The sequence below is a fragment of the Nocardia sp. NPDC020380 genome, from assembly GCF_044386975.1.
GTDB lineage: Bacteria > Actinomycetota > Actinomycetes > Mycobacteriales > Mycobacteriaceae > Nocardia.
Genome location: NZ_JBIRVQ010000005.1, coordinates 158494 through 182108, shown reverse-complemented (window position 1 = coordinate 182108; position 23615 = coordinate 158494). Strand labels below are relative to the sequence as shown.

Here is a 23615-nt window from a genome sequence, read left to right as displayed (position 1 = left end):
CTACACCATCGTGTCGGTGATCGGCAGGCCGAAGGCGTGCGTGCCGTACATGACGTAGGCGCGCTCCGGATCCTGCGAGGCGTGCACGCGACCGGCGTGCGCGTCACGCCAGAACCGCTGCAGCGGAGTGCCGTTGGCGAGCGCGGTCGCGCCGGAGGCCTCGAAGAGCCGGTCGATCGAGGCGATCACCCGGCCGGTGGCGCGGACCTGGTCGCGGCGGGCGGCGGCGCGCAGATCGAACGGCACGTCCTTGCCCGCGACCAGCAACGCGTACTCGTCGGCCACATTGCCCGACACCTGACGCCAGGCGGCGTCGATATCGCTGGCGGCCTCCGCGATCCGGACCTTGCCGAACGGATCGTCCTTGGCCTTCTCACCGGCGTAGGCGGCGCGCACGCGCTTGCCCTGATGCTCGACGTGCGCCTCGTACGCGCCGTAGCCCATGCCGATGATGGGCGTGGTGATGGTCGCGGGATGGATGGTGCCCCACGGCATTTTGTACAGCGGATCCGTATTCTGCTCCAGGCCGGGCGCTTTCAGCTCGCTCATGGCATTGAAGCTGAGGAAGCGGTGCCGGGGCACGTAGACGTTCTCGACCACGACGGTGTTCGAGCCGGTGCCGCGCAGGCCGACCACGTGCCACACATCGTTGATCTTGTATTCGCTGCGGGGGATGAGGAACGAGCCGAAGTCGACCGGCTTGCCGTTCTTGATCACCGGACCGCCGACGAACACCCAGTCGGCGTGATCGGAGCCGGAGGACCAGGCCCACGATCCGTTCACGGTGTAGCCGCTGCCGTCCTCGGTCACCACGCCGGCGCCCATGGGGGCGTACGAGGAGGAGATGCGGACCTCGGGGTCCTCACCCCAGACCTCTTCCTGCGCGCGCTGGTCGAACAGCGCCAGGTGCCAGTTGTGGATGCCGAGGATGCCGGCGCACCAGCCGGTCGAGCCGCACGCGCTCGCGATCTTGCGGACGGTGTCGTAGAAGACGACCGGATCCGCGGCATAGCCGCCCCACTGGCGCGGCTGGACGAGCTTGAAGAATCCGGTCGCCTGCAGGTCCTTGACGGTCTGCTCGGGCAGACGGCGCAGGTCCTCGGTCTCCTGGGCCCGCTCGCGCAGGGTGGGCAGCAGCGCCTCGACCCGCTCAATTACTTCTTGCGTCATCTCGCCAGTTGCTCCTGCCTGGTGCATGTGTTCATGAACGTTCGGGAAGCGGTTCACGTTTGTCCCTGAGAGTAGAACACGTTCCTATTCCTGTCGAGAACGGTGTTCAAACCCAGCTCAGAGTGCCCCCATCCTGGTCGTCGGGCGTATCGCTGGCGTTCGCGAACGCAATTTTGTAACGTGTTCTAGTAATCCCAGAGGAGGAACAACGATGGCGACAACCCCCCAGGGGCCCCGCGGGAAGGTCCGCGAGATCGACGTGGGCTCCATGCCCACCCGGTATGCCCGGGGCTGGCACTGCCTGGGCCTGTCCAAGGACTTCCGCGACGGTAAGCCGCACGCGGTCAACATCTTCGGCACCAAGCTGGTCGTATTCACCGACAGCAAGGGCGAACTGAAGGTTCTCGACTCCTACTGCCGCCACCTCGGCGGTGACCTCTCCATGGGTGAGGTGAAGGGCGACTCCATCGCCTGCCCGTTCCACGACTGGCGCTGGGGCGGCGACGGCAAGTGCACGGGCATCCCCTACGCCCGGCGCGTGCCCCCGCTGGCCCGCACCCGGGCCTGGACCACCCTGGAACGGAACGGCCAGCTGTTCGTCTGGCACGACCACGAGGGCAACCAGCCCCCGGCCGAGGTGACCATCCCGTACATCGAGGGCCCGTTCACCAATGCCGACGGCAGCAGCTCCGAGTCGCTCAACGACGGCTGGACCGACTGGACCTGGCACTCGCTGCTGATCGAGGGCTCCAACTGCCGCGAGATCATCGACAACGTCGTGGATATGGCGCACTTCTTCTATATCCACTACGCCTTCCCGACGTACTTCAAGAACGTCCTGGAAGGGCACATCGCGACCCAGTACCTGGAGACCAAGGGCCGCCCCGACATCGGCCAGGCCGCCGAGAACGGCATCGATGTGCTGCTCAAGTCCGAGGCCTCGTACTTCGGGCCGTCGTACATGATCAACCCGCTGCTCAATGTCTACAGCGGCTACGAGGTCAAGACCGTCCTCATCAACTGCCACTACCCCGTCACGCAGAACTCCTTCGTGCTGCAGTGGGGCGTCTCGCTGGAGAAGCCGAAGGGCCTGCCCGACGAGCAGGCGCAGAGCTTCGCCGCCAAGATGACCGAGGGCGTCAGCCAGGGCTTCCTGCAGGACGTCGAGATCTGGAAGCACAAGTCCAAGATCGACAACCCGCTCCTCACCGAGGAGGACGGCCCGGTCTACCAGCTGCGCCGCTGGTACGACCAGTTCTACGTGGACGTCGCTGAGGTCGATCCGAAGTCGGTGCAGCGCTTCGAATTCGAGGTGGACACCTCCAAGGCCAACGAGGCCTGGGAGAAGGAGGTCGCCGAGAACCTGCGCAAGCGCGCCGAAGCCGAAGCCGCCAAGACCGCTTCCGAGGAGGCGAGCGTCTGATGACCACCTGGGCGAAAGCACCCGATTTCGCGGACCGTCCGGACCAGCAGGCTCTGGTGCGCGCCCAGACGGTTCTCGACAAAGAGCACTACATGGAGTCCGGCATGACTCCCATCGCGTGCCGCACCTGCGGCACCGAAGTGCTCGTGCGCAAGCACAGCAGCAATCAGAAAACCGTGCAGTGGACGGTCAACCCGGCCGAAGCCTGCCCGGTCTTCCGCAAGATGACGGAGGAGGGCCACCCCGTTTTCGGGAAGCCCGACACCTGCCCCAACCTCGAGAAGACCATCGACCACGCGGTGGCCGAGGGTCTCCTCGGGATCGACGATTAGTCGAGACGGAAGTCCGCGAAGTCGAAACCCGGTGCGACGATGCAGCTCACGAGCGCGTAGTCATCGCCCGCCGGCCGGGCAGCTTGACTGATCCCGCCCGGAACGATCGCTTGCGGCCGGTGCCCCTGCTCCACGTCGGGACCGAGGACGATCTCCTCACCCCCGATATTCAAGAGCAGGGGCCCACCCCGATGCCACAACCAGATCTCGTCCGACTGCACGGTGTGCGGCGCGGACTTCTCGCCAGGCAATAACAGGAAGTAGATAGCGGTAGCGCTCGCGCGTGGACCCTTGTAGCCCTCCGGCTCGAATTCGATCCCGCTCCGCCAGGTTTCGCGATACCAGCCCCCCTCGGGATGCGGCAGTAGATCCAGTTCCTCAGCCAGCTTCGGACGATCTTCGCTCATCACTTCACTGTATTTCACGCGCGCCAGGCGCTGGCTACCGTGAATTCGTGGACATCCTGAGTGAGACCATCGCGGCTATCCGCACGGGTAATCCGACGTCCGGCATGTTCGTGCGGCGTGCGCCTTGGGGGCGGCGGTATCCGGTGGTGCCGGGTGGGGGATTTCATGTGATTCTGCACGGTTCTTGCTGGTTGTTGCCGCCGGGTGGGGAAGCGGTCGCACTGGGGGTCGGCGATGTGCTGCTCATGCCGCGCGGCGCCGACCACGACCTCGCGGACAGCTTGGACAGTGCGATCGTCGAGACGGCGCGGCCGGGTGAACCCCGGGACATCCCCGGCCCGGGCGCCCGCACCGTATTGCTGTGCGGCGCTTATGAACTCGGGAGGCAGCGGAGTCATCCGATTCTCGACGAGTTGCCGGAGTTCATTCATCTGCCGGCGCGGCCGGGGCGGCATCCGGGGTTGCACGCGGTGGTGGAGTTGCTTGCCGGTGAGGTCGCGGAACCGCGGCCGGGTACCGATGCGGCTATTCCGGGTCTGCTGGATACGTTGCTGTTGTATGCGTTGCGCGCCTGGTTCGAGGAGCAGGCGGATGGGTCCGGCTGGGCGGGGGCCTTCACCGATCCGGCGGTGGCGGCGGTGTTGCGCATCATTCACGAGTTTCCGGAGCGGGCGTGGACGGTGCCGGAACTGGCTGCGGCGGCGGGGGTTTCCCGGGCCACGCTGGCGCGTCGTTTCACGGCGACGGTGGGGGAGCCGCCGTTGTCGTATGTCACGCGCTGGCGCATGCTCACCGCCGCGCGGTTGCTGCGGGAGTCGGACGTTTCGCTGGCGAGTCTGGCGCGCCGGGTCGGCTACCAGTCGGAGTTCGCGTTCGCGAAGGCGTTCAAACGCGAATACGGCCTGGCGCCGGGGCAATACCGTCGCGCCGAGGAGAAACCGGCGGTGATCGCGGTGTGAAGAATATGCGGTGCGCGCGGTGGGACGGCGGTTCGGCCTAGGCTGGGCGAAATGACGGACTGGCGTGCACGCAGAGGGCCGATCGGGGTGCTGACCGGGGCGGGCATCTCCACGGACTCCGGAATCCCGGATTTCCGTGGACCGCGCGGGGTTTGGACCGAGAACCCGATAGCCGAACTGCTCTCCACCTATCAGAACTATGTGGCCGATCCCGCACTACGGGTGCGCGCGTGGCAGGCCCGGCGCGACAATCCGGCCTGGCAGGCCACCCCGAATCCGGCGCATCTGGCACTGGTCCGGCTGGCGGAATCGGGCCGGCAGGTCGGGATCATCACCCAGAACATCGACCGGCTGCATCAGCGCGCCGGCTCGGGCACGGTGGTGGAGATCCACGGCAATATGTTCGAAGTCGTCTGTATCGACTGCGAATTCACCACCTCCATGGCCACCACGCTGGGCCGCGTCGCCGCCGGTGAACCGGATCCGGCGTGCCCCGACTGCGGCGGCATCCTGAAGGCGGCCACCGTCATGTTCGGCCAGCAGTTGGATTCGGATGCCATCCGCGAGGCGGTGCACATTGCCGAGACCGCCGAAGTCTTCCTCGCCGTGGGTAGTTCGCTGCAGGTGGAACCGGCCGCGTCCATGTGCGCGGTGGCCGTGGACGCGGGCGCCGACCTGGTCATCGTGAATGCCGAGCAGACGCCTTACGACGACTACGCCGCCGAGATCATCCGCGAGCCCATCGGCGACGCGCTACCGCGGCTGGTGTCGGAAATTCTGGGCGACAGCTGATTTCAGGAGAAGGGCGTCTTCGGCCGCGGCTGTAGTTCGCCGTCGATCCAGATGTCGACCTTCTCGTTGTAGAACGACGCGAATCCGGCGATCTTCTGGCTCTCCGGCAGCGGGGCACGGTAGATCCAGACCAGGTCCCGGAATTCGTTCTCGCCGAGCTTGACGTTCCAGTATTCGGCGGTGCCCTTGTACGGGCAGTGCGTCTTGGTGTCCGACGGGGTCAGCAGATCCATGCGGATATCGGTGAGCGGCAGGTAGTACCGCGCGGGGAGGCCCGTCTCGAACAAGATGCGCGGACTGTGGGATTCGGCCAGCGTCTGCCCGTCCAGCGCCACCCGCACGTGCCGGGAGCTGCCGAGGATGTCCACGCGCGTGTAGGGGTCGCGCGGGTGCACGTAGATCGGCTCGTCTTCTTCGAACCATTCGGTCATGGCCTGGAAGTCCAGCCGGATCAGGTCGTGCAGTTCCGCGATGGGTGAATCCAGGTAGTGGATGGCCGCGCCCGGCGCGGTCGCGGACTCGGTGATGACATCGAATTCGGTGCCGTCGCCGCGGCTCGGCGAGTGGCGGGTCTTCCCGGAGGGTTCGAGCTTGGCCCGCACATCGGCGGCGGGCAGGTAGTACGTCGGGTAGTGCGGGGATTCCCATACCAGCGTCGGGTGCACGGTGTCGGCCACCAGATGCCCGCCGAGATAGGCGCGCACCCGCTTGGCACTGGTTTCGACCCGAATCCGACCACGCTGTGTCTCGGTCATACCTCCCGACGGTACCCGCGGGCGGGGACGATCGGCGGCGGCCCGAACGATAAGGTGATCAGGCAAAATTTTGGCAACATGAAGGTGGCGGTCGGATGTCGGAGACGGTGAGCACGGAGCAGCAGGGTCTGCGGACGGGCCTACGACGCCGGCACATGACCATGATCGCGATCGGCGGCGCGATCGGCGCCGGGCTGTTCGTCGGCAGCGGCTCGGTCATCAAGACCGCCGGGCCCGCCGCGATCCTCTCCTACGCGGCCGCCGGCCTGCTGGTGCTGTGCGTGCTGCGGGCGCTCGGTGAAATGGTGGTGGCGCGTCCCGTCGCCGGTTCGCTGGCCGAGTACGCGCGCATGGCCATGGGCCCGTTCGCGGGCTTCACCATCGGCTGGCTGTACTGGTACCTCTACGTCATCCTGGTCGGCGCCGAGGCCACCGCGGGCGCGGCCATCCTCGCGAACTGGATCGACCTCGATCCCTGGGTGCTCTCGGCCGGGCTGCTGATCATCATGACGGCCGTGAACCTGGTCTCGGTGAAGTCGTTCGGCGAGTTCGAATTCTGGTTCGCGTCGATCAAAGTCGTTGCCATCGTGCTGTTCCTGGTGATCGGCCTGGCCTGGATCTTCGGTCTCTGGCCCGGCGCGGAATCCGGCTTCCACAACCTGGCCGGGAACGGTGGTTTCGCCCCCAACGGGATAGCGGGCATCTTCTCGGCAATCGTGGTGGTCATGTTCGCCTTCGGCGGCACCGAGATCGTCACGGTGGCGGCCGCCGAGTCGAAGGAACCCGGCCAGGCGGTGGCCCGCGCCACCAACAATGTGCTCTGGCGAGTGGGCCTGTTCTACGTGGCCTCGATCTTCCTGGTGGTCACGATCCTCCCCTGGAACGACGCCAAGGTCCTGCAGAGCCCCTTCGTGAGCGCCCTCGACCACATGGGCATCCCCGCCGCGGGCACGATCATGCAGGTGGTCATCCTGACCGCGGTGCTCTCGGTCCTGAACTCCGCCATCTACGTGTCGTCCCGCATGCTCTACGTCCTCACCCGGGACGGCGACGCCCCCGCCGCCCTGACCAAGGTCAACAAGCGCGGCGTCCCCGCCCGTGCCGTGCTGCTCGGCACCATCGCGGCGTGGGCCGCGGTGGTCGCCTCCTACATCTCCCCCGACAAGGTCTTCACCTTCCTGGTGAACTCCATCGGCGTGGTGCTGGCCTTCGTCTATATCGCGATCATGTTCTCCCAGTTGCGACTTCGCGCCCGCCTCCGCCGGGAAGACCCCTCCGCCTTGACCTTCCGAATGTGGGGTTACCCGTACATCAGCTGGGCGGTGGTCGTCGCAATCCTGGCCGTCTTCGTTGCCATGGCCCGCAATCCGGATCAGCGCAACCAGCTCATCGCCTCCACCATCAGCCTCCTGGTGGTGGCCGCCATTTACCCCCTCCGCGCCCGCTTCGGCCGCAAGCCCCCGGTTCGTGAGGTAGAAGTCCTCCACCACTGACCAGATCGCTTGCGGCACACCGAAAGCCGCTATCAAATTGGGCGATTCCGGGCAGTCCGCAATTGATTTCGAACAAAATTTCGATCGCAGAATTACTGTGTTGTGCATGGTCGGCTCCAAACATGAAGCGATGCACCGGCTTTTTCAAAGTCATCCGGAAGTATTCGGGCGCGCTTTCGCTGCTCTGGGATTGCCGTTCCCCGACCCGACTGCGGTGAGCCTGCTACCGAACGATCTGACCGAAATCGATCCGATCGAGCGCCGGGTCGATACCCTGCTTCGGCTCGATACCGATGAGGGCCCTTTCCTTCTGCTGGTCGAGGCACAGGGGAAGGGCGACCCCAAGAAGCCTGCCGCGTGGGCGCACTACATCTCTCATGTGCACGCGAAGTACAAACTGCCGCCGGTCCTCCTCATTGTGTGCCAGGACGTCGCAACTGCCGATTGGGCGACGGGCCCGCTGTGCATCGGACCACGTCAGTGGGCGAGCCTGGTGGTTTACCCGCTGGTGCTCGGCCCGCACAATGTGCCCGCGGTGACAGACGTGTGCATCGCAGAAAACGACATCCCGCTGGCAACTCTTTCGGCGATCACCCACGCCAACGACTCCGGCATCGGTGCGATACTGAAGACGCTGGCCACCGCGTTGCAGAGCATCGACGAGGATGACGCCCTGATCTTCGCCGAACTCACCGAACTCGGTTTGGGCAAAGGCCCGGCCGCAAAGACCTGGAGGCAGTTGATGTCCGTGGACCTCTCGTTCTTCCGCTCCGAAACCTCCCAGCGTCTCCGTGCCGAGGGGGAGGCCCAAGGACTGATCCGGGCAATCCTCAAGAGCTTGCAAGCAAGAGGCATCGATGTGGGGCCCGAGACGCGGGAACGAATTGTCGGTTGTTCCGACCCTGAGGTGCTCGACGCCTGGCTCGACCGCTCTTTCACAGTGAACTCTGCCGTGGACCTCTTCGGACCGTAGTGCTATTCGGCGGGTTCGATGCGGACGGCGGTGCCGTAGGCGGCCACCTCGCTCATGGTGTTGGCGATCTCGTTGCAGTCGAAGCGCATGGCGATCACGGCATTGGCGCCGAAAGCCATGGCGTGCTGGCACATTCGCATGACGGCCTCGTGCCGCGAGTGGTAGAGCAGCTGGGTGTATTCGTGAATCTCGCCGCCGCCGAGGGCGCGGAAGCCGGCGGCGAAGTTGGCGCCGAGGCCGCGGCTGCGGACGGTCAGGCCGGCGACCTCGCCGAAGACCTGGGTGATCTGGTGGCCGGGAACGTCGTTCATGGTGGAGACCAGGATCGGGAACTGCGGGGCCGGCTGCTGCGGCTGCTGGGCCTGAGGCGGGTACGGCTGGCCGCCCTGGGGGTACTGCTGGCCTTGCTGAGGGTAGGGCTGGCCTTGTTGCGGAGGGAACGGTTGGTTCATGACGCGGATCGTACGGGTGAGGCATTACAGAAAAGGCGCCCGCGGGAGGCGGGCGCCTTTCGTGTCGGATGCGGTCAGTCTTCGCCGTAGGTGATGGCCGCGGCTTCGGCGGGAGTGTGGTTGGCCGGGGCGTGGTCGTCCATGCGGGCCAGCAGCTTCCGGCCGGAGAAGAGGACCAGGACGGCGGCGGCGGTGCAGGCGGCGCCCACCCAGAAGGGCAGTGACGCCTGGTGTTCGCCCAGCTTGCCGGCCAGGTAGGGGGCCGCGGCGCCGCCGGTGAAGCGGACGAAGCTGTAGGCCGCCGAGGCGGTGGAGCGTTCCACGGGCGCCGATTCCATGACGGCCTCGGTGATGAGGGTGTTGTTCACGCCGAGGAAGAGACCCGAGAGGACGGTGCCGATGATCAGCACCGGACGGTGATCGGTGAACACGGCCATGACCGCCAGATCCGCCGCGAACAGGGCGAGGGCGAGCGCCATCATCGGCACGGTTCCGAAGCGCCGCTGCAACTTCGGCGCGAAGACCACCGAGGACAGGGCGAGCAGCAGGCCCCAGCCGAAGAAGATGAAGCCGATCGCGTAGGTGCCCATGTTCAGCGGGAACGGGGTGTAGGCGAGCAGGGTGAAGAAGCCGTAGTTGTAGAGCAGCGCGGTCGCGCTCACCAGCAGCAGTCCGGGGAAGGCCAGCGCCTTGAAGGGCGCGGTGATGGAAGCGCGCTCGGTGGGCTTGGGAGCCTCCGGAAGCATCAGAACCAAGGCGGCGAAGGCCACGGCCATCAGCACCGAGACGCCGAAGAACGGTGCGCGCCAGCTGAAGTGGCCGAGGAAGCCGCCCACCAGCGGACCGGCGGCGATGCCGATCCCCAGCGCGGCCTCGTACATGATGATGGCCCGCGCGGTGCCGCCGGTGGCCGCACCCACGATGGTGGCCAGCGCGGTCGCGATGAACAGCGCATTGCCCAGACCCCAGCCGGCGCGGAAGCCGACGATCTGCCCGACGGTGCCGGAACTGCCTGCGAGAGCGGCGAACAGCACGATGATGGCCAGCCCGGCGAGCAGTGTCTTCTTGGCCCCGAACCGGCTGGACACCACACCGGTGATCAGCATGGCCACGCCCGTGACCAGCATGTAGCTGGTGAACAGCAGTGTCACCTGAGAAGGCGAGGCGTGCAGCTGCTCGCCGATCGGCTTCAGGATCGGGTCGACCAGTCCGATGCCCATGAACGCGATGACCGACGCGAAGGCGACGGCCCAGACGGCCTTGGGCTGCTTGGTTTTCGCGGGTTCGCCGACGGCGGTTGGCCGGGCGACCGAGATGGTGCTCACGGGCATGTCCTCATCTACGAGTGGTGGTGACGGCTTTCAAGGCTTCGACGAGGTCGTTCAGGTCCTGTTGCAGGCGGGCCAGTCTGGCGGGATCGAAGTCGGGAAGGTGTGCGGCGAGGGAGCTGCCGAGGCCGGTGCGGGCGGCGGCCAGCCGGTCCCGGCCCGCGGGGGTGAGGGTCACGACCACGGCTCTGGAGTCGTGGGGGTCCTTGGTCCGCGTGGCCAGGCCGGCTTCGGTCAGCCGTCCGATCAGCGTCGTTGCTGCCGGTTGCGAGCATCGGTCGATGCGAGCGAAGTCGCTGATCCGCAGTGGGCCGTATTCGTCGAGGGTCCCGAGGGCCCGCATCACGGCGTGCGGCAGATCTATGTCGCCGAGTACTCCGGCCAGGCGGTTGAGCTGGGTCGAGCCGACGACGATGTCGACCAGACTCTCCTCGAGAGAAGGGGCGAGGGGCTCGGTTGCCTGGGTCAGCTGCACCTGAATTATGTTACATAAGCTAACTATCTAATTACATATGCTAACTATATTTACCTGGGTGAGATGGGACACAGACCAAAAACGGCCCGCACGCTGGTCGCGTGCGGGCCGTTCGGGCCGTGGTGGTGACTAGGCCGGTCGGGCCAGGGGGCGGGACGGGACGCCGAAAAGCTGGGCGTCGCCGTGGGCGCGCTTGAAGAAGAGGTGCGCGTCGTGCTCCCAGGTGATCGCGATGCCGCCGTGCATCTGGACGGTTTCGGAGACCACCGAGTTCAGGGTGTCGATAGCGTGCAGGCGGGCCGCGGCCACATCCACAGCTTCGGCGGTACCGTCGGCCAGGCCCGAAATCGCCAGGTAGATAACGGATCTGGCGGATTCCACCAGCACGTACATGTCGGCCATGCGGTGCTTCAGGGCCTGGAAGCTGCCGATGGGGCGGCCGAACTGAACGCGGGACTTGCTGTACTCGACGGTCATGTCGAGGCACTGCTCGGCCGTGCCGAGTTGATCGGCTGCCACTGCGGCCCAGGCGATTTCGCGCAGGCGCGCGAGGTCGACCGTGCCGAGCGCACGCGCCGGGACGGCCGCGAACTCGATGGTGGTGAGCCGCCGGGTCGGGTCCATGGGCGGCACGGCGGTCCGGGTCACGCCCGGCGCGTCGCCGTCGACTTCGTACAGTCCATCCGCGGTGAGCACCAGCAGGGTGTCGGCATAGGTGCCGTCGAGCACGTAATGCGCACTCCCGGTGAGGGTTCCGTTCTCGGCGCGCACGCCGAAGGAGTCCCAGCCGCCGTCCCCGGCCCAGCACACCGCCAGGGTGCGGACACCCTCCGCGACCTCCGGCAGCAGCCGCTCATCGGCTTCGGCATTGCCCGCCAGCAGCAATGCCTGCACCCCGAGCACGGCCGATCCGAGCATCGGCGGCGCGGCCAGCGTCCGCCCGAGCTCCTCGACCACCAGCAGCGCCTCGACCAGTCCGACCCCGACGCCCCCGAATTCCTCCGGAATCGCCAGCGCCGCAACCCCGACCTGCTCGCACAGCAACTGCCACAACTGCTCGTCGTACCCGCGCTCACCCGCGAGCCCGCGCCGCATGGCCGCACTGTCCCCGTGCTTGGCCAGCACGGCCCGCACCGTCGTCGCGAGTTCCTGCTGTTCAGCGGTGATGCTCATGCATGCACTCCCGTCGTGGCGAAGTGTCCGGCCCGCCGGCGCGCGCCGAGATCGTATGTCGTGCTGTCGGCCGAGAAGTTCCGTAGTGCCCGCACTGCCCGTGCGACGAGCGGGCTGAACTGCGCGGACTCGGCTCCAGAGGCGCTGATTGCCGACATGGTGGCCGGATCATGCTGCGGTGGAGCAGCTTCCCCGACCCCTTCCGGCGGCGTTCCGCCGTCGGCTGCCGGGTGGCCCAGGAGGCGTTGCACGGCCGCCGTCATGCGGCGGTCTCACCGCGCAGGGCCGCGGCGATGCGGGTGCGGTGCAGTTCCGGTGTGCCCCAGGCGGAACGGAGGGCAGTGACCTTGGTCAGCCAGAGCGACAGGTCGTATTCGGCGGTGTAGCCGATGGCGCCGTGGACCTGGAGGGCGATGCGGGCGGCCTGGTAGGCGGCCTCGCCGCAGGCCAGTTTCGCGGCGGAGATGTCGCGGGAGCGGGTGACCGGGTCCGCGTCGTCCTGGAGGGTGAGGGCGGCCCGATAGAGCAGTGGCTGCGCCATTTCCAGGTCGATGAGGGTGTTCGCCAGGTGGTGCTTGATGGCCTGGTAGCGGCCGATCGGGGTGCCGAACTGCTGGCGCTGCTTCACGTATTCGACGCTGGTGTCCAGCAGGGCGCGGCCCGCGCCGAGCAGTTGCGCGGCGGCGGCCAGGGCGCCGGTGTCGAAGGCGAGATCTATTGCGGCGCGGACGCCGTCGCCCTCGGCGAGCACCTCGCCCGGCTGCAGGGTGAACAGCCGGCGCGCGGCATCCACCGACTTGACCGGTGCGCCGGGGGTGGCGAGCCAGATCCGATCGCCCTCGGCGATCAGCGCCAGATCGGCGATATCGGCGTCGAGCGCGGTCGGCGCCCCGGCAGCCCAGCCGGAACTGAATCCGGGCGCCTCCGCGGTGGCGTCCGCGCGCGAACTGTTCGCCGTGTCGGCGTGCGCTCCGGTGGTGGAGTTCGCCGCTCCCACGGCCCCCGACCGGTGCGCCGATGTCAGGGCGACGGTGCCCAGCTTGGCGCCCTCGGCGAACTGCGGCAGCCATTCGGCGGCCGCGGCGGTGTCCGGGAGTGCTTGCAGCAGTGCGGGAATGGCGGCGGCGGTTTCCACCAGTGGACCCGGCACGGCCGCGCGCCCGATCTCGGTGAAGGCCACCACCAGTTCGACGGGTCCGGCGCCGAAGCCGCCGTTGTCCTCGGTGATGGTGAGCCCGAGCGCGCCCGCTTCGGCGAGCTGGCCGATGAGCGCCCGCCCGGGGGCGGTGTCGCCCGCGCCCCAGGCGCGCACGACGCCCGGGGTTTTCGCGGACTCGCCCATTTTGCGCAGGCTGGCGGCGAAGTCCTGTTGTTCTGCGGTGATTGCGAATCGCATGTCGTCTCCCGTTCTTGTACAGACGCAGCTAGCGCGGCAGCCCGAGCAGGCGTTCGGCGATGATATTGCGCTGAATTTCGTTGGTGCCCGCGTAGATCGGCCCCGCCAGCGAGAACAGGTAGCCGTCGGTCCAGGCCGACTCCTGTTCGGCGGCGGCGCCGTGCAGGTCCAGTGCGGTCTCGTGCATGGCGATATCGAGTTCGGACCAGAACACCTTGTTGACCGAGGATTCCGCCCCCAGCTGGCCGCCCTCGGCGAGCCGGGTGACGGTGGCCCAGGTATTGAGCCGGTAGGCCTCGGCGCCGACCCACGCGTCCACGACGCGGTCCCGGGCGGCCGTGTCGGTGTCGGAAGCCGTTGCGCGCCACAGCTCGATGAGCTTGGCGGCGGTGGCGGTGAACCGTCCCGGTGCGCGCAGCGAGAGCCCGCGCTCGTTGCTGGACGTGGCCATGGCCACCTTCCAGCCGTTATTGGCCTCGCCGATCACATCGGCGTCCGGCACGAACACATTGTCGAGGAAGATCTCCGCGAACCCGGGCTCGCCGTCCAGCTGCGGAATCGGCCGCACGGTGACGCCTGCCGCGGTGAGCGGGAACATCACATAGGTGAGCCCGCGATGCCGTTCGGCCTCCGGATCGCTGCGGAAGAGCCCGAATCCCCAGTCCGCGAACGAGGCTCGCGAACTCCAGGTCTTCTGCCCGTTGAGCAGCCAGCCGCCGTCGGTGCGCTTGGCGGTGGAGCGGATCCCCGCGAGGTCGGATCCGGCCTCGGGCTCGGACCAGGCCTGCGCCCAGATGTCCTCGGCGCGCGCCATTCTCGGCATGATGCGCGCGAGCTGCTCGGGCGAGCCGTGCTCGAACAGGGTGGGCGCGAGCAGGAAGATGCCGTTCTGGGAGACGCGTCCGGGTGCGCCGGCCGCGTAGTACTCCTCTTCGAAGATCACCCATTCCGTCAGAGAGGCGTCGCGGCCACCGTATTCGGCGGGCCAGGCGACACAGGACAGCCGCGCGTCGGCGAGCTGCGCCTCCCATGCCCGGTGGGCCTCGAAGCCCTCCTTCGTGTCCATGGACTGCAGCGGAGTGGCGGGCACATTGGCCGCCAGGAACTCGCGAACCTCGCGCCGGAATTCCGCTGTCTTGGCGTCGAATTCGAGATTCACCTATTTCGCCCCATCATTGTTCGTAGCGGCAGCTTTCATGGACTTGGCGTTCATCCCGCCGAGCGGATCGGTGCCGACCTCGGCATTGTGCGCGTGCGCGAAGTGGTGCAGCCCGAACACCGAATCCATCCCCGCGCGCATGCCCATCAGGTCCTCGCACTGGTTGACGGCCTTCTTGGTCAGCGCCAGACCGAAGGACGGCATCTCCGAGATCTTCTCGGCGAGCGCGAACGTCTCGCTCTCCAAATCCGTGCGGGCGACGACCCGGTTCACCATGCCCCACTCGTAAGCCTGTGCGGCGGTGAAGCGTTCACCGGTGAACAGCACCTCCTTGGCTCGCCGCGGTCCGAGCACCCACGGGTGCGCGAAGTACTCGACGCCCGGAATACCCATGCGCACCACGGGATCGGAGAAGAACGCGTCCTCGGAGGCGACGATCATGTCGCAGGCCCACGCCAGCATGAGCGCGCCCGCGATGCAGGCGCCCTGCACCATGGCGATGGTCGGCTTGGGGATCTCCCGCCAGCGCCGGCACATGCCCAGGTACACCTCGGATTCGCGCGCGAAGCGCTGATCCCCGCCCGGCCGGTTGACATGGTCCCACCACATGACGGCCTTGTTCTCGTAGCTGATGTGGTGATCGCGTCCCGGGGTGCCGATATCGTGCCCGGCGCTGAAATGCTTTCCGGCGCCGCCCAGCACGATCACCTTCACCTCCGGATCCTCGACGGCCCGCACGAAGGCGGCGTCGAGGGCGTAGGTCATGACCGAGTTCTGCGCATTGCGGTAGTCGGGCCGGTTGAGCGTGACGACCGCGATCGGCCCGCGCTTCTCGTAGAGGACGACATCGCCCTCGTCCGGGATGGGACCCAGTTGCTCGCTCACGCCTTCTCCTCACGTAATTGCCGCTTGAGAACCTTCCCGGCGGCGTTGTAGGGCAGCTCGTCGCGGAATTCCACGTACTTCGGCATCTTGAAGTTGGCCAGCAGCGTCCGGGCATGTGCCAGCACGTCTTCGGCGGTGAGCCGCACGCCGGCCCGGGGCACCACGAACACCTTGCCGACCTCGCCCATGCGCTCGTCGGGGACGCCGATGACCGCGGTCTCGGCGATGCCGTCGAGCCGCGCCATGGCCTGTTCCACTTCGGCGGGATACACATTGAAGCCGCCGGAGATGTACATGTCCTTGAGCCGGTCGGTGACCTTCATGTAGCCGCGGTCGTCGATGACGGCGACATCGCCGGTGTGCAGCCAGCCGTCGGGATCGATGGCGGCGGCGGTGGCCTGTGGATCGTCGAGGTAGCCGCGCATCACCTGCTCGCTGCGGAGCAGCAGTTCACCGTTGTCGGCGAGCTTCATCTCGAAGCCGTCGATGACGCGCCCGCAGGTATTGGCGATGGTCTCGGCGGAGTCCTCGGGCCGGCACATGGTGCCGAAGCCGCCGGATTCGGTCTGCCCGTACGCGGTCAGCACCACCTCGAAATCGAGTTCGCCGCGCAGTCTCTCGATGAGCACGACCGGCACGGTGGCCGCGCCGGTGACCGCGACGCGCAGGCTGGACAGGTCCGCCTCGGCGCGGGCCGGGTGATCGAGGATGGTCTGGTGGATGGTCGGCGGTCCGGTGAGCACGGTGATGCGCTCGTCGTGGATGAGCCGCATGGTCTCGCGCACGTCGAACACGGCCTGCGGCACGATGGTCGCGCCGGTGGCCAGGCAGGTGATGATGCCCGCCTTGTAACCGAAGCTGTGGAAGAACGGCGGCACCACCAGGTAGCGGTCGCCATTGTTCAGGGTCGCGCAATCGGCCCAGGCCCGCGCGCTGGTGAGCAGCTGGTGGTGCGCGATGAGCACGCCCTTGCTGCGCCCGGTGGTGCCGGAGGTGAAGAGGATGTCCGAAAGATCGTTGGGCGATACCGATTCCGCGCGGGCGATGGCGTCGCCGAGGCTGACGGCCTCGGCCACCTTGCCGAGTTCCGACCAGGCGATGGCGTTCTCGACGGGTTCCTCGCCCTCGACCGGGATGACGATGGTCGTCTCGATCCCCAGATCCGGTGCGGTGGATCGCAATTCGGCCAGCCGGTCGCGCCCCAGGAAGGTGCCGCTGATGAACAGCGCCTTGGCCTCCACCCGCGACAGCACATCCGCCGCCTCGGCCGCCACGTACCGCGTATTGAGCGGCACGATGACCGCGCCCACGTAATGCGTGGCCAGCAGCGCGGTGACCCAGTGGTGGGTATTGGGCGCCCAGATGCCGATCCGGTCGCCGCGCTGCACGCCGCGCGCGAGCAGCGCACGCGCCGTCTCACGGACCGAGTCCAGCAGTTGCGACCAGGTCGGCCGCACGGCACCGTCGGCGACAGCGGGCGCGTCGCCGTAGGCGGCGGCCGCCGCGTGCAGGGCCAGCGGTGTGGTCTGCGGAGGAGATGTCACGGGGTTTCCTCGCCGTCCGGGAATGGGTCTAACAAAGCAAGTGCTTGGTAGGTTACTCTACCGACGTGAGCATGATCCAGACCCCCGAACCGGCCAGTGGGAACACCCCTGCTGATGACGCCGAATTCCGTGCCGAGGTGCGGGAATGGCTGGCCGAGAACCTGAACGGCCAGTTCCGCGAACTGCGCGGTCTGGGTGGTCCGGGGCGCGAGCACGAGGCCTTCGACGAACGCCTCGAATGGGACCGCGCCCTGGCCGCCGCCGGGCTGACCTGCCTGGGCTGGCCCGTGGAATGGGGCGGCCGCGACGCGACACTGCAACAGCAGGTCATCTTCCACGAGGAGTACGCCAAGGCCGACGCCCCGAGCCGGGTCTCGCACCTCGGCGAGGAACTGCTCGGCCCCACCGTCATCGCCTTCGGCACCGAGGCGCAGAAGCGGCGCTTCCTGCCCGGCATCCGCAATGTCACCGAACTCTGGTGCCAGGGCTACTCCGAACCCGGCGCGGGCTCGGACCTGGCCGCCGTGGCCACCTCCGCCTACCTCGACGGCGACGAATGGGTGATCAACGGCCAGAAGATCTGGACCTCGCTCGCGCACCTGTCCGACTGGTGCTTCGTGGTCGCCCGCACCGAGAAGGGCTCGAGCCGCCACCACGGCCTGTCCTACCTGCTGGTGCCCATGAAGCAGCCCGGCGTCGAGATCCGGCCCATCATCCAGCTCACCGGGACCGCGGAATTCAACGAGGTCTTCTTCGACAATGCCCGCACCGCAGCCGATCTCGTGGTCGGCGTGCCCGGCGACGGCTGGAAGGTGGCGATGGGCACGCTCACCTTCGAGCGCGGCATCTCCACCATGGGGCAGCAGATCCGCTACGCGCGCGAACTCGCCGACCTGGAAGCGGTGGCCCGCACCAACGGTGCGATCGAAAACCCGGTCATCGCAGACCGATTCGACAAGGCCTGGGTGGGCCTGCGGGTACTGCGCGCACACGTGCTGCGCACCCTGGAATCCGGGCACGACGGAGCATCCGTGGATGCCCGCACCGCCGCCGGCCAGGCCTCGGTCACCAAGCTGCTGTGGGCGAATTGGCATCGGGGACTGGGCGAACTGGCCATGGACGTGCTGGGCGCGCCGGGCCTCATCGCCGACGCCCCCGGCGACGATCTCAATGCCTGGCAACGACTTTTCCTCTTCAGCCGCGCCGACACCATCTACGGCGGCTCGAATGAAGTGCAGCGCAACATCATCTCCGAGCGGGTGCTCGGACTTCCGCGAGAGGCTCGGCCATGAGTGAGCGAAGCGAACGCTCCATGAACACCGTCGACTTGTCCACTGCTCCTGAAATCACCGGCGGCCACAATCTGCTGGCGGGTAAGACCGCGGTCGTCACCGCCGCCGCGGGCACCGGCATCGGCTCCGCGACCGCGCGCCGGCTGCTCTCCGAGGGCGCCGACGTGGTGGTCTCGGACTGGCACGAACGCCGCCTGAAGGAGACCGAGGCCGCGCTGCAGGCCGAATTCCCCGATCGCCGAATCGCTTCCGTGGTCTGCGACGTCTCCAGCACCGAACAGGTGGACGCGCTCATCACCGCCGCCGCGCAGGCGCTGGGCCGCATCGATGTCGTGGTCAACAATGCGGGCCTGGGCGGCGAGACGCCGGTGGTGGACATGACCGACGAGCAGTGGGACAAGGTCCTCGACATCACCCTCAACGGCACCTTCCGCTGCACCCGCGCCGCACTGCGCTATTTCCGCGAGGCCGGGCACGGCGGCGTGATCGTGAACAATGCCAGCGTGCTCGGCTGGCGGGCCCAGCACGGCCAGGCGCACTATGCCGCGGCCAAGGCCGGCGTCATGGCGCTGACCCGCTGCTCCGCGGTGGAGGCGGCCGAATTCGGCGTGCGTATCAATGCCGTCGCGCCGTCCATCGCCCGGCACGCCTTCCTCGACAAGGTGACCTCCGCCGACCTGCTGGACCGGCTGGCGGCCGGTGAGGCGTTCGGACGGGCGGCGGAACCGTGGGAGGTGGCCGCGACCATCGCCATGCTGGCGAGCGATTACACGACTTACCTCACGGGCGAAGTGGTTTCCATTTCCAGTCAGCGGGCTTAGGGGTACCTGAGTCTCGACCATCGAGTGAATGTCGAACGCTCGGCGCACTCCAAGGCCCACCCGAAATTCGGGTGGGCCTTCGGTTTTCGGTCATGATGGCCGAATGCCGGGGGTCGGTCGGGACCCGATGTTTAATGAGCGGAAAATGGCTGGCGCACGGATGGTGTCATTGTGCAATCCTGGTTTAGGCCGGTTCCGCTAGTCGAAGGGCGCGACCCATGGGTCCGGATCGCCGACAACAAGCAGCCACAGAGGAAATCCACGAGGATTGGGAACTCGAGCTGGTGCGCGAGGTTGTCCTGGCGCGCCGAAGACTCGACAAGGTCGTGCTGGCCGCACTGACGTTCGGTGCGGAATTGCTCGACCACGATTCCGAATGCGCCACCGCCATGCGCGCGGCGCAGATTCTGGAACAGCACGCCGTGGACGAGTCCGATGTGACTCGCGATCCACGAGCGGCGCTGCGCCGCGACATGATCCACGATCGTGATCGCGCGCGCCGGCTCGGCCTGTCCCGGGAGACGGGCTACGGGGAGACGGAGGCCGAACAGCACCGCAGGAAACAGACCGAGCTGTTGTGTGAAGTGCGCGCCGACCTGCTGGAGGTGGTGCGCAGTTGCCGGCAGCTGCGTTTCGATCACAATGCCTTCGCCGACGGCATTGCGCAGGGGTTATGTGCTGCCACAGACAAATTGGTAGTGGGGGCGGATATGGAGACATATCGGGCGTGGCAGCGGGGGATGGTTCTCAAGATCATCGAGGAACCCACCATCGACGGAAGCCCCGCGCGCGTGATGGCGACCGTGGACGCGGGGCCCGGCCGGGCCCCGATGACCGTTGAGTGGGACAGTCCCGAACGCCGGCTGGCGCTGGTGGCTCGCATGGCCCGAGCGGGGATTTCCCCGGTGGTCATCTGTGATCGGCTGCTCGCGGACCTGTCCGTGTCCTCGCCGCTGCGCTACTCGGTGCGCTGATCGCCGGGCCGTGTGGACCAAGCAAATGCTTGGTTGTATATTGAGGCGGTGACCTCACCTGACCCCGCCAAATCCGCACGTCGCAACGAGCTGCTCGGCCTGGCCGCGAACCTGTTCGCGGAGCGGGGCCTGCGCGCTACCACCGTTCGTGACATTGCGGACGCGGCGGGGATTCTATCGGGGAGTCTCTACCACCACTTCGATTCCAAAGAAGCAATGGTGGACGAAATCCTGCGCGGCTTCCTCGACGACCTCTTCGGGCGGTACCGCGAGATCGTGGCGTCCGGGCTGGCCGCACGGGACACGCTGGAAGCCTTGGTCATTACGTCCTATGAATCGTTCGACCGATTCCATGCGGCGGTCGCGATCTATCAGGCCGAGGCGAAACGCCTCAGTGACACACCACGATTCGGTTACATCGCCGAATACAACAAAGAATTCCGCGAACTTTGGCACCAGGTGCTCGCCACCGGTGTCGCCGACGGAACTTTCCGGCCGGAACTCGATATCGAACTGGCCTACCGCTTTTTGCGCGACACCGTGTGGGTGTCAGTGCGCTGGTACGCGCCGGGCGGCCGCATCACGGTCGACAGCCTGGCGAAGCAGTACCTGAGCATCGTCCTGGACGGGCTCACCAACCCCGCAGTTCAGCAGTAGGAGTTCCAATGTCTGCAACCTCCCGCCGCCAGTATGCGCCCATGCGTGAGGCGTACGTGATCGATGCCGTGCGCACACCCGTCGGCAAGCGTGGTGGCGCACTCTCCGCCGTGCACCCCGCCGACCTCGGCGCGGCCGCCATCAAAGGACTGATGGGGCGCAACGAGATCGACCCGGTGGCCGTGGACGATGTGATGTTCGGCTGCTGCGACACCATCGGCCCGCAGGCCGGAAACGTCGCGCGCACTGCGTGGTTGGCGGCCGGCTACCCGGAATCGGTGCCGGGCGTGACCGTGGACCGGCAGTGCGGTTCCTCGCAGCAGGCCATCACCTTCGGCGCGCAGGCCATCATGTCCGGCACCGCCGAGGTGATCGTGGCGGGCGGTCTGCAGAACATGAGCGCGATTCCGATCTCGGCCGCCATGCTCGCGGGTCAGCAGTACGGCTTCGAGGGCCCGTTCGTGGGCTCGCACGGCTGGGATCACCGTTACGGCACCGGCGAAGTGTCGCAGTTCAATTCGGCCACCATGATCGCCGAGAAGTGGGACATCTCCCGCCGCGAGATGGAGGAGTGGGCGCTGCGCTCGCACGACCGCGCCCGCAAGGCCATCGTGGAGGGCAAGTTCGATCGCGAGATCGTGGCGGTCGGCGACTTCTGGATCGACGAGGGCCCGCGCGAGACCAGCCTGGAGAAAATGGCCGGCCTGCAGCCGCTCGCCGAGGGCAGCCGCATCACCGCCGCCCTCGCCAGCCAGATCTCCGACGGCGCCAGCGCCACCCTGCTGGCCTCGGATTGGGCGGTGCAGGAGTACGGGCTCACCCCACGCGCCCGCATCCACCACGTGAGCGCCCGCGGCGCGGACCCGATCTACATGCTCACCGCGCCGATCCCGGCCACCAAGTGGGCGCTGGAGAAGACCGGGCTCACCATCGACGACATGGACGTCATCGAGATCAACGAGGCCTTCGCGTCCGTGGTGCTGGCCTGGCTGAAGGAGACCGGCGCGAATCCGGAGAAGGTGAACGTGAACGGCGGCGCCATCGCGCTCGGGCATCCGCTCGGCGCCACCGGCGCAAAGCTTTTCGCCTCGCTGCTCAATGAGCTGGAGCGGGTGAACGGACGGTACGGTCTGCTCACCATCTGTGAGGGTGGCGGTACCGCAAACGTGACCATCATCGAACGCTTGGGCTGAGTTTCGCCCTTTCGAAAGCCTCACACCGTAATTCGGTGTGCGGTTTTTGTCGTTTGCGTCCGTAATGATCGGATTCGACGGACGATGGATCCGATGAACGAGAAACTGCCGAGAAGGGGTTTCCTGCTGGGTGCGCTCGGCGTGATGGGCACGGGCTACATGGCTTCTGCGGCCGCTGAACCGGTTCCCCTACCGCCACCGCCGGTGCCCATTCCGCCGCTGCCCGCACCGACTTACACGCCGCTCAACTATCACTCGCCGGTGCTGCAACCCTATGTGGATGCGCTGCCCATTCCCGAAACACACACCGTGGCTGGGCAGTTGATCATCGCAACCGACGGTGTGCACCGCTATCACCGGGATCTACCCGAGACGCGCACCTGGGGATTCGGGCAGCCACTGCTGGGGCCGAATCTGGAGGCGCATCGGGATCGGGTGGCGCGCATCAGCTTCCGCAATCAGCTCGGCGCTCATCCGCTGGCGCCGCATGTGGATCTCACCATGCACGGCGTCACCGAGCTGGATCGCACCGATCCGCGGTTCACCGTCCACCTGCACGGCGGGGTCAACTCGCCCGCCTCGGACGGGCATCCACTCGTCAACTGGCGCAATGGCGGCGGGCCGAGCTACACCTACAACAACCGGCAGGAGGCCGCGACCCTCTGGTACCACGATCACGCCATGGGTATCAACCGGCTGAATGTGCAGGCGGGACTGGCCGGGATCTACTACCTGCGAGACGAATTCGATACGGGGCGAGCGGACAATCCGCTGGGGCTGCCCAGTGGGGAGTTCGAGATCCCGCTCATCGTGCAGGACCGGACTTTCAATGCCGACGGCAGCCTGCAACCCATGGTCGCGCGGTACATCCCCGAGGGATACAACCAGTCCGGGCAGTTCGGCGACACCTGCTGCGTGAACGGCGTGGTGTGGCCGGAGCTGGCGGTGCGGCGCACGCTCTACCGGTTCCGGTTGCTGAACGGATCCAACTCGCGGCCTTATATTTTCGAGTTCTCCAACGGCATGCTGTTCCATGTCATCGGCACCGATCAGGGACTGCTCGACGCGCCGGTGGCGACGCCGTCCCTGCGGGTGAGCAATGCCGAGCGGGTGGATCTGCTGGTGGATTTCAGCGAGCTCGCGGACGGGACCACCGTCGAGCTGATCAATACCGCCGAGAACGATCTCGGCAACGAGGTTTTCATGGTGCCCGAACTGCGCCGGATCATGCGGTTCGCCGTCTCCGGTCCCGGGCCCGCGGCCTCGATCCCACCCCTCCTACGCGGCGGTGACGGCCTGCCCGCCGCCCTGCCACCCCTCGCCCGGCCCGACCTGCTCCGCACCGCGACCCTCATCGGCCTGAACGATCCGTCCCGTGCCGCAGCCGTGTTCCCGACCATGATGGCGCAGAACAATCTCCCCTTCCTGACCTCGGACATCGATACGGCGCGCGCCGGCACGGTCGAGCAGTGGAACATCGTCAACACCACACCGTTCGACCACCCCATGCACTGGCACCTGGCCCATCTCCGGGTGATCGGCCGCCAGCCCATCCTGACCTCCGCCTACTGGCTGGCGAATCCGCCACCCGCCTTCGGAACCCGCTGGGCCAACTCGGCCGACGCCTTCGCCCTCGGCCCCCAACAGCCCCCGCCCCTTTGGGAAGTCGGCTGGAAAGACACCGTCGAATGCCCCACCGACACCATCACCCGCATCCTCGTCTACTGGCCCACCCCCGACGAGATCGGCGCCGACCCCGACATGCCCATCCCGATTCCACCGGGCGCGGAAGCCATGTCCCCGACCCCCACCACCGACATGTCCGGCGGCATGTTCATGCCCGCCTCCGACTCCAATCCCGACATCCGCGGCTACGTCTGGCACTGCCACAACCTCGACCACGAGGACCACGACATGATGCAGCAAATCCGCGTCCAACCCTGACCACCCGGTGCGAAGTTC

The 23615-nt window shown here is 67.1% G+C and carries 23 protein-coding genes; 12 read left to right on the top strand and 11 right to left on the bottom strand.

Features of this window, described 5'->3' with window-relative positions:
- Complete coding sequence (gene hsaA, locus ACH438_RS14750) at positions 1-1170, bottom strand: 3-hydroxy-9,10-secoandrosta-1,3,5(10)-triene-9,17-dione monooxygenase oxygenase subunit (protein WP_397005206.1); 1170 nt, start codon at positions 1168-1170, stop codon at positions 1-3.
- Between the two features lie 211 nt (positions 1171-1381).
- On the opposite strand from hsaA, the gene ACH438_RS14745 reads away from it, so the two are divergent.
- Together ACH438_RS14745 and ACH438_RS14740 are read left to right on the top strand one after the other, a co-directional pair.
- Complete coding sequence (locus tag ACH438_RS14745) at positions 1382-2593, top strand: Rieske 2Fe-2S domain-containing protein (RefSeq protein WP_397005204.1); 1212 nt, start codon at positions 1382-1384, stop codon at positions 2591-2593.
- Positions 2593-2925: a hypothetical protein gene (locus tag ACH438_RS14740; RefSeq protein WP_397005202.1), complete on the top strand. Its 333-nt coding sequence runs from the start codon at positions 2593-2595 to the stop codon at positions 2923-2925. The genes ACH438_RS14745 and ACH438_RS14740 overlap by 1 nt, the downstream gene beginning before the upstream one ends.
- On the opposite strand, the gene ACH438_RS14735 is transcribed toward ACH438_RS14740, so the two are convergent.
- Positions 2922-3332 carry a cupin domain-containing protein gene (locus tag ACH438_RS14735; RefSeq protein WP_397005200.1) on the bottom strand — a complete coding sequence of 137 codons (411 nt, stop codon included), beginning with the start codon at positions 3330-3332 and terminating at the stop codon, positions 2922-2924. The genes ACH438_RS14740 and ACH438_RS14735 overlap by 4 nt on opposite strands.
- Positions 3333-3379: 47 nt before the next feature.
- On the opposite strand from ACH438_RS14735, the gene ACH438_RS14730 reads away from it, so the two are divergent.
- Positions 3380-4291 (top strand): AraC family transcriptional regulator, encoded by a 912-nt coding sequence (locus tag ACH438_RS14730; RefSeq protein WP_397005198.1) that lies wholly within the window; start codon positions 3380-3382, stop codon positions 4289-4291.
- Between the two features lie 51 nt (positions 4292-4342).
- On the top strand, positions 4343-5083 hold the full coding sequence (locus ACH438_RS14725; protein ID WP_397005196.1) for an SIR2 family NAD-dependent protein deacylase: 741 nt from the start codon (positions 4343-4345) through the stop codon (positions 5081-5083).
- Positions 5084-5085: 2 nt separating this feature from the next.
- Here the strand turns inward: ACH438_RS14725 and ACH438_RS14720 are convergent, their stop codons facing one another.
- Positions 5086-5838 carry a DUF427 domain-containing protein gene (locus ACH438_RS14720; protein ID WP_397005194.1) on the bottom strand — a complete coding sequence of 251 codons (753 nt, stop codon included), beginning with the start codon at positions 5836-5838 and terminating at the stop codon, positions 5086-5088.
- A 95-nt stretch (positions 5839-5933) separates the two neighbouring features.
- On the opposite strand from ACH438_RS14720, the gene ACH438_RS14715 reads away from it, so the two are divergent.
- Positions 5934-7331, top strand: a complete 1398-nt coding sequence (locus ACH438_RS14715) for an amino acid permease (protein ID WP_397005192.1) — start codon at positions 5934-5936, stop codon at positions 7329-7331.
- Positions 7332-7437: 106 nt separating this feature from the next.
- On the top strand, positions 7438-8304 hold the full coding sequence (locus tag ACH438_RS14710) for a hypothetical protein (protein WP_397005190.1): 867 nt from the start codon (positions 7438-7440) through the stop codon (positions 8302-8304).
- Positions 8305-8306: 2 nt separating this feature from the next.
- Here the strand turns inward: ACH438_RS14710 and ACH438_RS14705 are convergent, their stop codons facing one another.
- The 8 genes from ACH438_RS14705 to ACH438_RS14670 form a co-directional block, all read right to left on the bottom strand.
- Positions 8307-8630 carry a YbjQ family protein gene (locus ACH438_RS14705; RefSeq protein WP_397006001.1) on the bottom strand — a complete coding sequence of 108 codons (324 nt, stop codon included), beginning with the start codon at positions 8628-8630 and terminating at the stop codon, positions 8307-8309.
- A gap of 200 nt (positions 8631-8830) precedes the next feature.
- The gene (locus ACH438_RS14700; RefSeq protein WP_397005188.1) at positions 8831-10087 is read right to left on the bottom strand and encodes an MFS transporter; all 1257 of its coding nucleotides are present in this window, start codon (positions 10085-10087) and stop codon (positions 8831-8833) included.
- A 4-nt stretch (positions 10088-10091) separates the two neighbouring features.
- On the bottom strand, positions 10092-10559 hold the full coding sequence (locus ACH438_RS14695; protein ID WP_397005186.1) for a MarR family winged helix-turn-helix transcriptional regulator: 468 nt from the start codon (positions 10557-10559) through the stop codon (positions 10092-10094).
- A gap of 129 nt (positions 10560-10688) precedes the next feature.
- A complete protein-coding gene (locus tag ACH438_RS14690; RefSeq protein ID WP_397005184.1) occupies positions 10689-11732 on the bottom strand; it encodes an acyl-CoA dehydrogenase family protein in 1044 nt (347 codons plus the stop codon).
- A gap of 259 nt (positions 11733-11991) precedes the next feature.
- Complete coding sequence (locus ACH438_RS14685) at positions 11992-13128, bottom strand: acyl-CoA dehydrogenase family protein (protein WP_397005182.1); 1137 nt, start codon at positions 13126-13128, stop codon at positions 11992-11994.
- Between the two features lie 28 nt (positions 13129-13156).
- Positions 13157-14287: an acyl-CoA dehydrogenase family protein gene (locus ACH438_RS14680; RefSeq protein WP_397005180.1), complete on the bottom strand. Its 1131-nt coding sequence runs from the start codon at positions 14285-14287 to the stop codon at positions 13157-13159.
- Positions 14288-15172, bottom strand: a complete 885-nt coding sequence (locus ACH438_RS14675) for an enoyl-CoA hydratase (RefSeq protein WP_397005178.1) — start codon at positions 15170-15172, stop codon at positions 14288-14290.
- Positions 15169-16716 (bottom strand): FadD3 family acyl-CoA ligase, encoded by a 1548-nt coding sequence (locus ACH438_RS14670; RefSeq protein ID WP_397005176.1) that lies wholly within the window; start codon positions 16714-16716, stop codon positions 15169-15171. The genes ACH438_RS14675 and ACH438_RS14670 overlap by 4 nt, the downstream gene beginning before the upstream one ends.
- A gap of 71 nt (positions 16717-16787) precedes the next feature.
- Here ACH438_RS14670 and ACH438_RS14665 point away from each other — a divergent pair, with 71 nt between their 5' ends.
- From ACH438_RS14665 to ACH438_RS14640, 6 genes are all read left to right on the top strand, one after another.
- Complete coding sequence (locus ACH438_RS14665) at positions 16788-18008, top strand: acyl-CoA dehydrogenase family protein (protein WP_397005999.1); 1221 nt, start codon at positions 16788-16790, stop codon at positions 18006-18008.
- Between the two features lie 20 nt (positions 18009-18028).
- Complete coding sequence (locus ACH438_RS14660) at positions 18029-18829, top strand: SDR family oxidoreductase (protein ID WP_397005997.1); 801 nt, start codon at positions 18029-18031, stop codon at positions 18827-18829.
- Positions 18830-19047: 218 nt separating this feature from the next.
- Positions 19048-19803 (top strand): hypothetical protein, encoded by a 756-nt coding sequence (locus ACH438_RS14655; RefSeq protein WP_397005174.1) that lies wholly within the window; start codon positions 19048-19050, stop codon positions 19801-19803.
- 48 nt (positions 19804-19851) lie between these two features.
- Positions 19852-20460 (top strand): TetR/AcrR family transcriptional regulator, encoded by a 609-nt coding sequence (locus ACH438_RS14650; protein WP_397005172.1) that lies wholly within the window; start codon positions 19852-19854, stop codon positions 20458-20460.
- 41 nt (positions 20461-20501) lie between these two features.
- Positions 20502-21653 carry an acetyl-CoA C-acetyltransferase gene (locus ACH438_RS14645; protein WP_397005995.1) on the top strand — a complete coding sequence of 384 codons (1152 nt, stop codon included), beginning with the start codon at positions 20502-20504 and terminating at the stop codon, positions 21651-21653.
- Positions 21654-21746: 93 nt separating this feature from the next.
- Positions 21747-23597, top strand: a complete 1851-nt coding sequence (locus ACH438_RS14640) for a multicopper oxidase family protein (RefSeq protein WP_397005170.1) — start codon at positions 21747-21749, stop codon at positions 23595-23597.
- The last annotated feature ends 18 nt before the right edge of the window (positions 23598-23615 follow it).

What these genes read in the sequence shown, in the direction of transcription:
- hsaA (WP_397005206.1), bottom strand. Translation starts at nt 1,170, where the DNA reads ATGACGCAAGAAGTAATTGAGCGGGTCGAGGCGCTGCTGCCCACCCTG.
- ACH438_RS14745 (WP_397005204.1), top strand. Translation starts at nt 1,382, where the DNA reads ATGGCGACAACCCCCCAGGGGCCCCGCGGGAAGGTCCGCGAGATCGAC.
- ACH438_RS14740 (WP_397005202.1), top strand. Translation starts at nt 2,593, where the DNA reads ATGACCACCTGGGCGAAAGCACCCGATTTCGCGGACCGTCCGGACCAG.
- ACH438_RS14735 (WP_397005200.1), bottom strand. Translation starts at nt 3,332, where the DNA reads ATGAGCGAAGATCGTCCGAAGCTGGCTGAGGAACTGGATCTACTGCCG.
- ACH438_RS14725 (WP_397005196.1), top strand. Translation starts at nt 4,343, where the DNA reads ATGACGGACTGGCGTGCACGCAGAGGGCCGATCGGGGTGCTGACCGGG.
- ACH438_RS14720 (WP_397005194.1), bottom strand. Translation starts at nt 5,838, where the DNA reads ATGACCGAGACACAGCGTGGTCGGATTCGGGTCGAAACCAGTGCCAAG.
- ACH438_RS14715 (WP_397005192.1), top strand. Translation starts at nt 5,934, where the DNA reads ATGTCGGAGACGGTGAGCACGGAGCAGCAGGGTCTGCGGACGGGCCTA.
- ACH438_RS14710 (WP_397005190.1), top strand. Translation starts at nt 7,438, where the DNA reads ATGGTCGGCTCCAAACATGAAGCGATGCACCGGCTTTTTCAAAGTCAT.
- ACH438_RS14700 (WP_397005188.1), bottom strand. Translation starts at nt 10,087, where the DNA reads ATGCCCGTGAGCACCATCTCGGTCGCCCGGCCAACCGCCGTCGGCGAA.
- ACH438_RS14690 (WP_397005184.1), bottom strand. Translation starts at nt 11,732, where the DNA reads ATGAGCATCACCGCTGAACAGCAGGAACTCGCGACGACGGTGCGGGCC.
- ACH438_RS14685 (WP_397005182.1), bottom strand. Translation starts at nt 13,128, where the DNA reads ATGCGATTCGCAATCACCGCAGAACAACAGGACTTCGCCGCCAGCCTG.
- ACH438_RS14665 (WP_397005999.1), top strand. Translation starts at nt 16,788, where the DNA reads ATGATCCAGACCCCCGAACCGGCCAGTGGGAACACCCCTGCTGATGAC.
- ACH438_RS14660 (WP_397005997.1), top strand. Translation starts at nt 18,029, where the DNA reads ATGAACACCGTCGACTTGTCCACTGCTCCTGAAATCACCGGCGGCCAC.
- ACH438_RS14655 (WP_397005174.1), top strand. Translation starts at nt 19,048, where the DNA reads ATGGGTCCGGATCGCCGACAACAAGCAGCCACAGAGGAAATCCACGAG.
- ACH438_RS14645 (WP_397005995.1), top strand. Translation starts at nt 20,502, where the DNA reads ATGCGTGAGGCGTACGTGATCGATGCCGTGCGCACACCCGTCGGCAAG.
- ACH438_RS14640 (WP_397005170.1), top strand. Translation starts at nt 21,747, where the DNA reads ATGAACGAGAAACTGCCGAGAAGGGGTTTCCTGCTGGGTGCGCTCGGC.